General features: G+C 39.0%; 11 protein-coding genes. 4 read left to right on the forward strand and 7 right to left on the reverse strand.

Annotation, left to right across the window (positions count from 1 at the left end; translation table 11 throughout):
* Positions 1 to 65: 65 nt before the first annotated feature.
* The 7 genes from lnt to galT form a co-directional block, all read right to left on the reverse strand.
* Positions 66 to 1598 carry an apolipoprotein N-acyltransferase gene (gene lnt, locus DPV97_RS01030; RefSeq protein ID WP_111382840.1) on the reverse strand — a complete coding sequence of 511 codons (1533 nt, stop codon included), beginning with the start codon at positions 1596 to 1598 and terminating at the stop codon, positions 66 to 68.
* Between the two features lie 74 nt (positions 1599 to 1672).
* Positions 1673 to 2569: a CNNM family magnesium/cobalt transport protein CorC gene (corC, locus tag DPV97_RS01035; protein WP_111382842.1), complete on the reverse strand. Its 897-nt coding sequence runs from the start codon at positions 2567 to 2569 to the stop codon at positions 1673 to 1675.
* A gap of 189 nt (positions 2570 to 2758) precedes the next feature.
* On the reverse strand, positions 2759 to 3556 hold the full coding sequence (locus DPV97_RS01045; RefSeq protein WP_070591457.1) for a DUF5376 family protein: 798 nt from the start codon (positions 3554 to 3556) through the stop codon (positions 2759 to 2761).
* A gap of 35 nt (positions 3557 to 3591) precedes the next feature.
* Positions 3592 to 4005, reverse strand: coding sequence for a hypothetical protein (locus DPV97_RS01050; RefSeq protein WP_083304348.1), 414 nt, complete (start codon positions 4003 to 4005; stop codon positions 3592 to 3594).
* 135 nt (positions 4006 to 4140) lie between these two features.
* On the reverse strand, positions 4141 to 5166 hold the full coding sequence (gene galM, locus DPV97_RS01055) for a galactose-1-epimerase (protein ID WP_111382845.1): 1026 nt from the start codon (positions 5164 to 5166) through the stop codon (positions 4141 to 4143).
* Positions 5160 to 6314, reverse strand: a complete 1155-nt coding sequence (gene galK, locus DPV97_RS01060) for a galactokinase (protein ID WP_111382847.1) — start codon at positions 6312 to 6314, stop codon at positions 5160 to 5162. The genes galM and galK overlap by 7 nt, the downstream gene beginning before the upstream one ends.
* Before the next feature lie 54 nt (positions 6315 to 6368).
* Positions 6369 to 7415: a galactose-1-phosphate uridylyltransferase gene (galT, locus tag DPV97_RS01065; RefSeq protein WP_111382848.1), complete on the reverse strand. Its 1047-nt coding sequence runs from the start codon at positions 7413 to 7415 to the stop codon at positions 6369 to 6371.
* Positions 7416 to 7629: 214 nt separating this feature from the next.
* Between galT and DPV97_RS01070 the strand changes: the two genes are divergently transcribed.
* From DPV97_RS01070 to mglC, 4 genes are all read left to right on the forward strand, one after another.
* Positions 7630 to 8637: a substrate-binding domain-containing protein gene (locus DPV97_RS01070; protein WP_111382850.1), complete on the forward strand. Its 1008-nt coding sequence runs from the start codon at positions 7630 to 7632 to the stop codon at positions 8635 to 8637.
* Between the two features lie 178 nt (positions 8638 to 8815).
* On the forward strand, positions 8816 to 9811 hold the full coding sequence (gene mglB, locus DPV97_RS01075; RefSeq protein ID WP_014064930.1) for a galactose/glucose ABC transporter substrate-binding protein MglB: 996 nt from the start codon (positions 8816 to 8818) through the stop codon (positions 9809 to 9811).
* Between the two features lie 78 nt (positions 9812 to 9889).
* Positions 9890 to 11404, forward strand: a complete 1515-nt coding sequence (gene mglA / locus DPV97_RS01080; protein WP_070715312.1) for a galactose/methyl galactoside ABC transporter ATP-binding protein MglA — start codon at positions 9890 to 9892, stop codon at positions 11402 to 11404.
* An 18-nt stretch (positions 11405 to 11422) separates the two neighbouring features.
* Entirely contained in the window at positions 11423 to 12433 is a 1011-nt protein-coding gene (gene mglC, locus DPV97_RS01085; RefSeq protein WP_070715308.1) for a galactose/methyl galactoside ABC transporter permease MglC, read from the forward strand.
* Positions 12434 to 12525 lie beyond the last annotated feature (92 nt).

Raw genomic sequence — 12525 nt, forward strand, 5'->3', positions numbered from 1 at the left:
TCATTGGTTTTACAAGAGGATATTTATTTTCCTCTCACGTTAAAAAAGTGCGGTCGTTTTGACTGCTATTTTTGTGAAAGGTTCAAGCGGCGTTTTAATAACGTCGTGAAGCCACGTAATAACACAAAAATTAATGACAACACATAAATAGGTAAATTACCCAGTGCAGCATAAGGCGTTTTGCCTTCTGTTGGCACCATTTTATGGGTCAGCGTTGTTTCCTCAAATTGAGGTGCTTGTGCTTCAATATTACCCTTTGAATCAATAAACACTGAAATCCCTGTATTGGTTGCACGAATTAATGGCTTACCTAATTCTAGCGCACGCATTCTAGCCATTTGTAAATGCTGCCAAGGGCCAATGCTATCACCAAACCATGCATCATTGGAAATAGTCAGCAAATAATCAGTTTCTTTTTTCAGATTTTCACGAAGTTGCTCACCGAAAATAATTTCATAACAAATAGCCGGTGCAAAAGCATGTTGTTTTGCCATAAAAGATGGCTGTACCGCATCACCACTTTGGAACGCAGACATTGGTAAATTAAATACCGAGTTAAGTGGACGTAACAAACTTTCTAACGGCACGTACTCACCAAATGGCACGAGATGATGTTTGCTGTAACGATTTTTTGTCGTTAATTCATAAGGAAAATCTGGATTCCCGGCCGTCACAATGGAATTCAATAATTTACCGCTTTGCTCATCACGATATACGGTGCCAATCATCACTTCCGTGTTTTTCTCTTTCGCAACTTTATCTAAAGCTTCAAAAAATGGCGTAATCGCATTTTCAAGAGTCGGTAATGCCGACTCGGGCAAAATAATTAAATCAGACTTGCCTAAATGCGCCAAAATTTGTTTTTGATAGATATCTACCGTGGCATAAAGATATTCAGGATCCCATTTTAAATTTTGCTCAATATTGCCTTGTGCAAGCGTGACGGTTAGCCCTTTATCTTCTTTGGGTTGAACAAAACTCACCTTACCGGCATAAGCACTTAATCCACCCACAACCAATAATAGCAATGCATTCACACTGACTAAATTCAATTGTTTTTTCGATAGTGCAAAAATAAGATTAAAAATGACCGCACTTGCCCAAACGGTAAAGAATGTCATCCCCGTGACACCAAAGATCGGCGCAATACCGAAAAATGGACTATCAATTTGGGTATAACCAAATTGTAACCAAGGAAAGCCAGTAAATACCCAACCGCGCAAGAATTCAGTCAATGTCCAAATCGCGGCAAAAATGACCGCACTTTGCACCTGAAAACACTGCACTAAATAAGTAAAAAGCATTGGATAAAGTGCAAGGTAAGCCGAAAGCAAGCCCACCAAGAGATAACTTACACCAAGGGAAGCACCACCAAATTGATGAATGCTGACATTTAACCAACTTACACCAAAACAGAAAAAGCCCATCGACCACAAAAAAGTAGCAAAAAGTGCGGTTGATTTTTTGGCATTTTTTGCCACAAAAAGCAATCCACCCAACGATACGTAGGCTAATCCCCAATAATCAAACGGCGAAAAGGCAAACACGCCAATCACCCCTGAAATCAGGGCTATAAGATAAACGACTAATTTATTCATTTTATCAATACTACAAAAAAATATTCCCCCTCTTCAGCAAAGAGGGGGCTAAGAATACGGTCAAATTGAGCAACCTACTCAGCTTGTTCTTCCACGCCTTCCATATCCGATAAATGCTCATCTGGCACGGTTACGCGTACCTGAATTAAACGACGACTATCGGCAGAAGTCACCTTAAACTGAATATTTTCTAAGGTAATTTCTTCACCTCGCTTAGGCAAATAGCCAAAGGCTTGCATAATTAAACCGCCAATGGTATCCACTTCTTCATCATCAAAATGCGTATTAAATTGCGCATTAAAATCATCAATATCCGTTAGCGCGCGCACCGCATAAGTATGACGAGAAAGCTGACGAATATCTGCGACATCTTCCTCATCGAACTCGTCTTCAATATCACCCACAATTTGTTCGAGAATATCTTCGATGGTCACCAAACCTGATACCGCACCGAACTCATCTACCACAATCGCCATATGGAAACGTTCAGAACGAAATTCTTTTAGCATACGATCGACACGTTTACTTTCCGGCACGATCACAACAGGACGTAATAACTTGGAAAGTTTGAACTCCTCCGCATCTTCACGTAAAAACTTGAGTAAATCTTTCGCGTGTAAAATACCTTCAATATTATCGCGATCATCTGTATCTGCAATCACTGGAAAGCGAGAGTGCGCCGATTCAATAATCGTGTTTAAGCACGCATCAAGATCTTGATTAGACTCAATAAATACAATTTGCGAGCGAGGAATCATGATATCGCGTACACGAAGCTCAGCGATTTCCATTACCCCTTCAATCATCTCGCGAGTGTTTTGATCGATTAAATCGTTTTGTTCTGAATCGCGAATCACTTCCACGAGTTCTTCACGGTTTTTCAGCTCACCTTGGAAAAAGCGGCCAATAAGTGATTGGAAAAAAGATTTTTTAGTTGTTTCAGTTTGATTACTCGAATGTTCTTCGTTCATAAAATTAAATGTGTTACTGTCGGATTGACTGCGTAAAAAGTAGCACATTTTGACAAAAATCGCAAAAAACTTAAGCTAAATGGCTGAAAATAAAGTGCGGTTAAAAACACAATAGTTTTTAACCGCACTTCAATTTTAACTGTTGTTATGATTCCTTCTGCAGGTAGAAGGAGCTTCCATAACTCACGCTTATTTATAAGCATCCTCTGAATCAATAATTTCTACGTAGTTCGGATCTGGTATTGGTTTTTGTATGAACGCCAACCATCTTTCTAAAAGGTAAGTTAGTTTCTTACGAGGGATTAAATACTCTGTATGCTCGCTTTCATCATCAATTTCATCGCATTTATCTAGAAGATCGAAACCCAATTTAACCCTATTATGATCGATAAAGGCATCAAAAGCTTCCGTGCCGATATATTTCCATGTGAGTTCTGAATTTTTTAAATCATCTAAAACAAGACGAACAATATCTATATCATTTAATGTTAATATATATGTGGCTATAGCTCTTCTTGCATTGTCTGACGAATCTTTAGCTACACACCTAGGCGCTAGTTTGCCAGAAGAATCACAATATCCAAATTCAATTGAATCAACAATTTCTATGTAGTTCGGTTCTGTTATTGGTTTTTGTATGAATGCCAACCATCTTTCTAAAAGATAAGTCAGTTCCTTACGAGGGATTAAATACTCTGTATGATCTCTTTCATCATCAATTTCATCATATTCATCGTATCCATCTAAAAGATCGAAACCCACTTTCACCCTATCATGATCGATATAGGCATCAAAAGCTTCCGTGCCGATATATTCCCATGTGAGTTCTAAATTTTTTAAGTCATCTAAAACAAGGCGAACAATATCTATCTCATTTAATGTTGATATATATGTAGTTATAACACTTGAATCAAATAACGAATCCTTAGTTGCACAGATAGGAGCTAGCTTGCCAAAATAATCATAATATCCAAATTCAACTATCATTATTGTCCTCTTATAGGATAAATACTTAGAACATTTTACTTATTGTCTAATGAATTAATCCATTTATTAAAAAACACAATTTGTTCATCTACGGAAGAAGTTAGTTCACTATCTTCAGGAGAAAAAATAAAAACTAAATCTTCAAATGTAGCTTGTTTACCAAGTTTGTATTCATATACTTTTACAGCTTTTCCCATCTGTAGTAGCATGCGCGATGGATAAGCATTTCGTTTATATCCTTTACAATGTAACAATATATCAGGATATTGTTTTTTTAATCTAGATAAACAATCCCAAAAATTATCCTCTACAATACAAATTTTCATATCAAAACATTCAAAGGATATTTGGCATTGATCATTATCAACATATCCAAAATAAACAGGGAAAAATCCTGCATTACTTCCTTTAGATATTTTAAGCATCGTTTTTTCAAAGGCGCTTTTCATTTATAATTTTTCACCTCTAGTAAAATATTACGAATTAAATACAATTAATGTATTTTTTATACATTTTATGTAATTACATATAAACAAAGTGCGGTTAAAAACACAATAGTTTTTAACCGCACTTTCAGAGATTACCTATTTAAACCTAAATTCTGTCCACTGGTAATACCGCTCACCTGCTTTTTGAATACCGCCATAATTTTGCCATTCGGGGTGGTTAGGGGTATCGGGAAGGCATTGAGTTTCAAGTGCGATGCCACTGAAATCTTGATAAGTGCCACCTTTACGAGTTGGGATGCCTGCAAGATAGTTTCCCGTATATACCTGTAATGCTGCTTGGGACGTGAGCACTTCAAGGCTTAAATCTTCATTAGGGGAAGTCAATAATACACAAGGCTTTTGCCATGCTTTATTGACGATAAAAGAATGATCGTAACCTTTTGTCACCACTTGATCGCCTTGCTGAAAATCTTGTGCGATTGGTTTTGCAACACGAAAATCAAAGCTGGTATTCACCACATGCTTAAGTGGTGAATTTGGGATGCCTTCACCATCAACCGGTAAATAGAAATCCGCATTGAGGCGTAATGTATGATTTCGCACATCACTGCTCTGCTCCGCATTTTCCAAATTGAAATAAGCGTGGTTTGTTAAGTTCAGCGCGGTATCTTTATCGCTGTCTGCTTCGTATTCAATTTTTACACTATTTTCATCGGTCAGCGTGTAAATCACATTAGCTTGAACATTACCTTCAAAACCTTGATCACCATCGGGAGACACAAGGGAAAAACGCACAAAATTCTGACCGCACTCTTCCACCTTCCAACGGCGTTTATCAAAGCCTTCTTTACCACCATGTAATTGATGTTTGCCTTGATTAGCGAACAGCTGGATTGTTCGCTCACCTAATTCAAATTGGGCGTTAGCAATACGGTTCGCATAGCGTCCTACGCTTGCGCCCAAATAAGCAGTTTGATGAGGATAATCTTCCACTTTGCAGCCAAGTAACACTTCTCGCAACTCACCATTCACAGGGACTTTACAAGAAAGCCAAGTGGCTCCCCAATCCATAAATTGCACGATCATGCCATTTGAATTGGTGAGTTGAACAAGTTGATAAGGCTGTCCATCTGGTGCATTGAACGCCGTTTTTTCTAGCATAGACTCACTCCTTGTGAGGCTGTGCAAACGTAGAAATCTTCTTTTAACCCCGTTTGTTTTTCATAATTATCGGCAATAATTTTACGCACTTCTTCAACTTTATCATGAGGTGCAAGGGCAACAATGCAACCACCGAAACCACCGCCAGTCATTCTCGCACCACCGGTTTTACCAATCACTAATTGAGCAAGTTCAACAAGATAATCGATTTGTGGCACGGTAATCTCAAAATCATCACGCATGGACTCGTGAGATTGCCCCATTAATTCGCCTAATTTTGTTAAATCGTTATGTTTTAAGGCTTCAACCGCATCAAGTACGCGTTGGTTTTCAGTCACCACATGACGTGCACGTTTAGCCACTAAAGCATTAAGTGCGGTCAATTCTGCTTCTCTTTTTTGGAATTCTTCTACTGACACATCACGTAATGCTTTCACGCCAAAGAACTCTGCGGCCTTTTCACATTGCCAACGGCGTGTATTGTATTCACCCGTCACCAAATCATGGGGTACATTTGAGTTCACAATAATAACAGCGACATCTTTCGGCACTGGCGTTGGCTGTGTTTCTAAGCTACGGCAATCAATCATTAAGAGATGCTCTTTTTGTCCTAAAGCGGAAATTAATTGATCCATGTTCCCGCAATTTGCGCCTACAAATTTGTTTTCAGCTTTTTGACCAATTAAAGCAATCTCTGTATGTGTTAAAGGTAAATCATTCAATTGTTGGCAGAACTTACCCGTCGCTACCTCAAGGGCAGCCGAAGAACTTAAACCAGAAGAATGTGGCACATTTCCAGAAATCACTAAATCAGCGCCTTGTTTAAATTGCGGGCAGCGTTCTTGAATAAATTTCACGACACCGCGCACATAATTCGCCCATTTTTGCTCACTTTGAGGGAAATCTTCATTAAGAGAAAAGGTATCCTCAAGATTAAGATCTGCGGCATAAACATTCCAAATATGATCAGCACGTTTTGATCCCGCAATGGCTGTACCATAATTGATCGCACAAGGCATCACAAAACCATCATTGTAATCCGTATGTTCGCCGATAATATTTACACGACCTGGTGCATACACGGTCAGTTCAGGTTGCTTGTTATATTTTTGCGTAAAAATGTGTTGGGATTTTTGGACTGGAGTCATATTATTTTCCTTTATCTTTCACACTCCCTCTTAACTCGAGAGAGAAATTATTGCTTAACGTTCTTTATAATGTACTTCGCTTAACGCACGTAATCTTTCTGCTGCTTGTTCAGCGGTGAGGTCACGTTGGCTTTCACCCAGCATTTCATAACCCACCATAAATTTACGTACTGTAGCTGAACGCAACAACGGCGGATAAAAATGCGCATGAAGCTGCCAATGTTCGTTATCTTCACCATTAAATGGTGCAGCATGGAAGCCCATTGAATAAGGGAAAGATGTTTCAAATAAGTTGTCGTATTTTGTTGCCAGTTTTTTCAATATCACGGCAAGATCTTTAGCTTGAGCCTCGGTTAATTCTGTTAAGCGTTTTACATGCACTTTAGGCAACAACAAGGTCTCAAATGGCCACACCGCCCAATAAGGCACCACCGCAACCCAATGTTCGGTTTCCACCACAATACGTTCTTTTTTCTCTAATTCTTTTTGAACGTAATCCACTAAAAGGACAGAACCATGCTTTTCATAATAATTCCGTTGAGCGACATCTTCACGTGCGACTTCATTCGGTAAAAAGCTGTTTGCCCAGATTTGTCCGTGCGGATGGGGATTGGAGCATCCCATTGCCGCACCTTTGTTTTCGAAAATCTGTACCCACTGATATTTTTGACCCAGTTCACGCAATTGCGCTTGCCACACTTTAATCACTTCTTCAATTTCAAGTGCGGTCAATAATGGCAATGTTTTACTGTGATCTGGCGAAAAACAAATAACACGGCTTTCACCACGAGCTTGGCTCATTTGGAAAAGCGGATCGGCTGATTGCTCTGGCGCTGGTGTATCTTCTAATAAAGCCGAGAAATCATTTTTAAATACATAAGGTTTATGGTAATCCGGATTAGGTTCGCCTGTGATACGTTTATTACGCGGGCAAAGATAACAATTTGGGTCGTGGCTTGGCTTTTGCTCCTCACTCACTTTTTCTTGTTGCCCCTGCCATGGACGTTTAGCACGATGTGGCGAGACTAAAACCCATTGGTCAATTAACGGATTATAACGACGATGCGGATGATCTGTCGGTTCAAATACGGTTTCGCTCATATTTTTGCTCCAAAATGTAAACGATTACAAAATTTTATTCATAAGATAACAAATTAAAAAAAATAAACCGTGATCATTATCACAAAATCAGGAAATAAGGCGCTAGTCCAATCTCTTTTTTGTGACGAATGTAGCATTTTTGAAAGTAACCGCTTTCAATTTTATTCAAATTTACTATGATAATTAGTATGAAAAAATGAATGAGAGCCCAGTTATGCCTACAATTCGAGATGTTGCTGAATTAGCTTGCGTGTCGGTTGCCACTGTTTCCCGGGTAATTAATCACTCTCCCTCCGTAAGTGAAAAAACCCGTTATTCAGTTCAACGCGCAATGGAGGTTTTAAATTATCAACCCAATGCAAACGCACAAGCTCTGGCGGTACAAAATACTGATACCATTGGCGTGGTGGTTACTGATGTAACGGATCCCTTCTTTGCTATCTTGGTCAAATCAGTCGATAAAGTGGCTGAAGAGCATCAAAAAACGATTTTGATTGGTATTGGATACCACCATGCAGAAAAAGAGCGTGAAGCCATTGATACCTTGCTGCGCAAGCGTTGTAGCTGTCTGGTCGTTCATTCCAAAGCCCTTTCTGACGAAGAATTACGTCATTATCTTGAAAATGTACCGGGTATGGTTGTGATTAACCGTGTGATTTCAGGTTATGAAAATCGTTGCGTCAGTCTTGATAACCGCCAAGGTACCTATCTCGCGACTGAAATGCTGATTCGTTATGGTCATAAGCACATCGCCTACATTGGATCTAATCACGGTATTTTAGATGAAACCGAACGTAAAGAAGGTTATTTGGCCGCTTTAAGAGATCATCATTTTCCTATTGTCGAACAAGCCATTGTACATAATTCGCCGGATTTTGAAGGCGGTGAAAAGGCGATGATTGATTTATTGAGCTACAACTCTAACTTAACAGCGGTTGTAGCCTATAATGACACGATGGCAGCGGGAGCAATTTCCGTTTTAAATGAAAACAATATCAAAGTGCCGAAACAGTTTTCCATTGTGGGCTTTGATGATATGCCAATTGCTCGATATTTGATTCCGAAGCTTACCACTATTCGCTATCCAATTGATTTAATGGCAAATTATGCGGCGAAACTGGCTTTGAGCTTAGTTGATTCGTCTATTGTTACACCGACTGTTGTCCAATTTAATCCAACCTTGGTGAGACATTTTTCTGTAGAAAATGCAATGAAACCGTGATGGAGATCACAAATTTAAACATTGCCATGTAATCGTTTTCATTTATGTGAGTTTGATCACAGATTAACAATTTTTATTTCGTTATGATGGATTCAGTTGCAATAGATGTACGCAACATTCCTCTATTGGGTATATAAAAATCAACAATAAAATCTCTTTCTCTAATAGGAGCGTTTTTATGAAAAAAACAGCAGTATTAAGTGCAGTCGCTTTAGCAATCGGTTTAGGTTCAGCAACGTCAGGTTTCGCAGCCGATAACCGTATTGGTGTTACCATTTATAAATATGATGACAACTTCATGTCATTAATGCGTAAAGAAATCGATAAAGAAGCGAAAGCGCTTGGTGGCATTGAGTTATTAATGAATGACTCTCAAAATGCACAATCTATTCAAAATGACCAAGTGGATGGTTTGCTTTCTAAAGGTGTAAAAGCTTTAGCGATTAACTTAGTAGACCCAGCAGCAGCTTCAACTGTTATCAAGAAAGCTAAACAAGATGACATTCCTGTTGTTTTCTTCAATAAAGACCCAGGTGCAAAAGCAATTGGTAGCTACGATCACGCTTACTATGTTGGTACAGACCCGAAAGAATCTGGTTTAATCCAAGGTGACTTAATTGCTAAACAATGGAAAGCAATGCCAGCCTTCGACTTAAACAAAGACGGTAAAATCCAATATGTATTATTAAAAGGTGAACCAGGCCACCCAGACGCAGAAGCGCGTACTAAATATGTGATTGAGCAATTAAATGCTAAAGGTATCCAAACCGAACAATTATTTATTGATACCGGTATGTGGGATGCGGCAATGGCTAAAGATAAAGTGGATGCATGGTTATCTAGCTCTAAAGCTAACGAAATTGAAATGATTATTTCAAACAATGACGGTATGGCGTTAGGTGCATTAGAAGCAACCAAAGCACACGGTAAAAAATTACCAATCTTTGGTGTGGATGCATTACCAGAAGTGCTTCAATTAATTAAGAAAGGCGAAATTGCTGGTACTGTGTTAAACGATGGTGTTAACCAAGGTAAAGCAGTTGTTCAACTTTCTGCAAACCTTGCTAACGGTAAAGCAGCAACAGAAGGTACACAATGGAAATTAGAAAACCGTGTGGTGCGTATCCCTTATGTTGGTGTAGATAAAGATAACCTAAGTGAATTCTTAAAATAAGAAAATCTATTGCTTTTCTTTAATTTTAGGGGGAAAGGAAACCCAAATTCCCTTTCCCCCTTTTTGATGAGGTTGGATATGACAACTCAAACCCAAGACAGTGATGTACTACTGACAATGACGGATGTCAGTAAGTCTTTCCCCGGTGTAAAAGCCCTTGATCACGCCAATCTAACAGTTCGTTCTCACTCTGTTCACGCCTTGATGGGCGAAAACGGGGCGGGTAAATCTACATTATTAAAATGCCTCTTCGGAATTTATGCAAAAGACGAAGGTGAAATTTTATTCTTAGGCAAACCTATTGATTTTAAAACATCAAAAGAAGCCCTTGAAAATGGGATTTCAATGGTTCACCAAGAACTTAACTTGGTGCGTCAAACCAGTGTAATGGATAACCTATGGTTAGGTCGCTACCCACTTAAAGGTCCTTTTGTGGATCACGCCAAAATGTATCGTGATACCAAAGCGATTTTCGATGAATTGGATATTGATGTTGATCCAAAAGAAAAAGTGGCCAAACTTTCCGTTTCACAAATGCAGATGATCGAAATTGCGAAAGCGTTCTCTTATAACGCTAAAATCGTAATTATGGATGAGCCAACATCCTCACTTTCAGAAAAAGAAGTGGAACATCTTTTCAAAATTATTCAAAAATTAAAAGATCGCGGTTGTGGCATTATCTATATTTCACACAAAATGGATGAAATCTTCAAAATTTGTGATGAAATCACCATTCTTCGTGATGGTAAATGGATCAATACTGTTCAAGTTAAAGGCACCACCATGGAAGAAATTGTTTCAATGATGGTAGGCCGTGAATTAACACAACGTTTCCCTGAAAGAACTAACGTACCAAAAGAAATCACGCTTGAAGTGGAACATTTAACTGCGGCGAACCAACCTTCTATTCAAGATGTTTCCTTTAATTTACGCAAAGGTGAAATTTTAGGTATTGCAGGTCTTGTTGGTGCAAAACGAACCGATATTGTGGAAGCCATTTTTGGTGTACGCGAATTAAAAGAAGGGACGATCAAACTCAACGGAAAAATCGTGAAAAATCATACCGCACTTGAGGCGATTAACCACGGTTTTGCTTTGGTGACTGAAGAACGTCGTTCAACCGGGATTTATTCAAACCTAAGTATTGAATTCAACTCTTTGATTTCAAATATGAAATCTTACCTCACCCCATGGAAATTGCTCAGCAACAAAAAAATGGCGAGCGATACACAGTGGGTGATTGATGCGATGAACGTGAAAACACCTTCTCACAAAACAACGATTGGATCACTTTCTGGTGGTAACCAACAAAAAGTCATTATCGGCCGTTGGCTTTTAACCCAACCAGATATCTTAATGCTCGACGAACCAACTCGTGGTATTGATATTGGGGCAAAATTTGAAATTTATCAGCTCATTCAAGAACTCGCTAAAAAAGATAAAGGCATCATTATGATTTCATCAGAAATGCCGGAACTATTAGGCGTAACAGACCGAATTTTGGTCATGAGTAATGGTCGTGTTGCCGGCATCGTTGAAACGGCAAAAACGTCTCAAGAAGAAATTTTGCAACTTGCCGCAAAATATTTATAAATCATAAAGGAACAAATTATGAGTGCCTTACAAAAAAATAAATCATTCGATTTCTTAAAACAAAATGCGATTTATTTTGTGTTGTTGATTTTACTTGGCATCATCATCGCACAAGATCCAACATTCTTGAATGTTCGCAACTTTAGTAACATTTTAACTCAATCATCCGTCCGTCTCATTATCGCCCTTGGTGTTGCAGGCTTGCTAATCACTCAAGGTACCGACTTATCAGCCGGTCGCCAAGTAGGTTTAGCAGCGGTTATTTCTGCTACTCTCTTACAATCAATGGAAAACATGAACCGCGTGTTCCCGGATTTAGGTGAAATTCCTATTCCAGTAGTTATCCTGACTGTTTGTGCGGTAGGTGCTGTAATCGGCTTAGTGAACGGTTTAGTTATCGCTTATCTCAATGTAACCCCGTTCATTGCAACCATGGGTACCATGATCATCGCTTACGGTTTCAACTCACTTTATTATGATGGCGTAGGTGGCTCACCAATTGCAGGTTTCAGTGAATCTTTCTCTAACTTCGCACAAGGCTTCTTCAGACTTGGTTCGTTTAAATTATCCTACATCACTATTTATGCGGCGATTTGTGCATTCTTAGTTTGGGTAATGTGGAATAAAACACGCTTCGGTAAAAATATCTTTGCTATCGGTGGTAACCCTGAAGCCGCAAAAGTATCTGGCGTAAACGTAGCGCGTAACCTTGTTGTGATTTACATGATTGCTGGTATGTTCTATGCATTCGGTGGTATGTTAGAAGCAGGCCGTATCGGTAGTGCTACCAACAACCTTGGTTTCATGTATGAATTAGATGCGATTGCTGCCTGCGTAGTAGGTGGTGTATCTTTCGCCGGTGGTGTGGGTACTGTTATCGGCGTAATCACTGGTGTTATCATCTTCACCGTTATTAACTACGGTTTAACTTACATCGGTGTAAACCCTTACTGGCAATATATCATTAAAGGTAGCATTATCATCCTCGCGGTTGCTATCGACTCCTTAAAATACGCGAAGAAAAAATAATTAAAAACAACAATAAAAATAACCGCACTTTAGTAATAAAGTGCGGTTTTATTTTGGGGTAAATTCTTAAAACAAAAAAGCGAGCCTCTCAG

The sequence above is a fragment of the Haemophilus parainfluenzae genome, from assembly GCF_003253005.1.
Lineage (GTDB): Bacteria > Pseudomonadota > Gammaproteobacteria > Enterobacterales > Pasteurellaceae > Haemophilus_D > Haemophilus_D parainfluenzae_M.

What these genes read in the sequence shown, in the direction of transcription:
- lnt (WP_111382840.1), bottom strand. Translation starts at nt 1,598, where the DNA reads ATGAATAAATTAGTCGTTTATCTTATAGCCCTGATTTCAGGGGTGATT.
- corC (WP_111382842.1), bottom strand. Translation starts at nt 2,569, where the DNA reads ATGAACGAAGAACATTCGAGTAATCAAACTGAAACAACTAAAAAATCT.
- DPV97_RS01045 (WP_070591457.1), bottom strand. Translation starts at nt 3,556, where the DNA reads ATGATAGTTGAATTTGGATATTATGATTATTTTGGCAAGCTAGCTCCT.
- DPV97_RS01050 (WP_083304348.1), bottom strand. Translation starts at nt 4,005, where the DNA reads ATGAAAAGCGCCTTTGAAAAAACGATGCTTAAAATATCTAAAGGAAGT.
- galM (WP_111382845.1), bottom strand. Translation starts at nt 5,166, where the DNA reads ATGCTAGAAAAAACGGCGTTCAATGCACCAGATGGACAGCCTTATCAA.
- galK (WP_111382847.1), bottom strand. Translation starts at nt 6,314, where the DNA reads ATGACTCCAGTCCAAAAATCCCAACACATTTTTACGCAAAAATATAAC.
- galT (WP_111382848.1), bottom strand. Translation starts at nt 7,415, where the DNA reads ATGAGCGAAACCGTATTTGAACCGACAGATCATCCGCATCGTCGTTAT.
- DPV97_RS01070 (WP_111382850.1), top strand. Translation starts at nt 7,630, where the DNA reads ATGCCTACAATTCGAGATGTTGCTGAATTAGCTTGCGTGTCGGTTGCC.
- mglB (WP_014064930.1), top strand. Translation starts at nt 8,816, where the DNA reads ATGAAAAAAACAGCAGTATTAAGTGCAGTCGCTTTAGCAATCGGTTTA.
- mglA (WP_070715312.1), top strand. Translation starts at nt 9,890, where the DNA reads ATGACAACTCAAACCCAAGACAGTGATGTACTACTGACAATGACGGAT.
- mglC (WP_070715308.1), top strand. Translation starts at nt 11,423, where the DNA reads ATGAGTGCCTTACAAAAAAATAAATCATTCGATTTCTTAAAACAAAAT.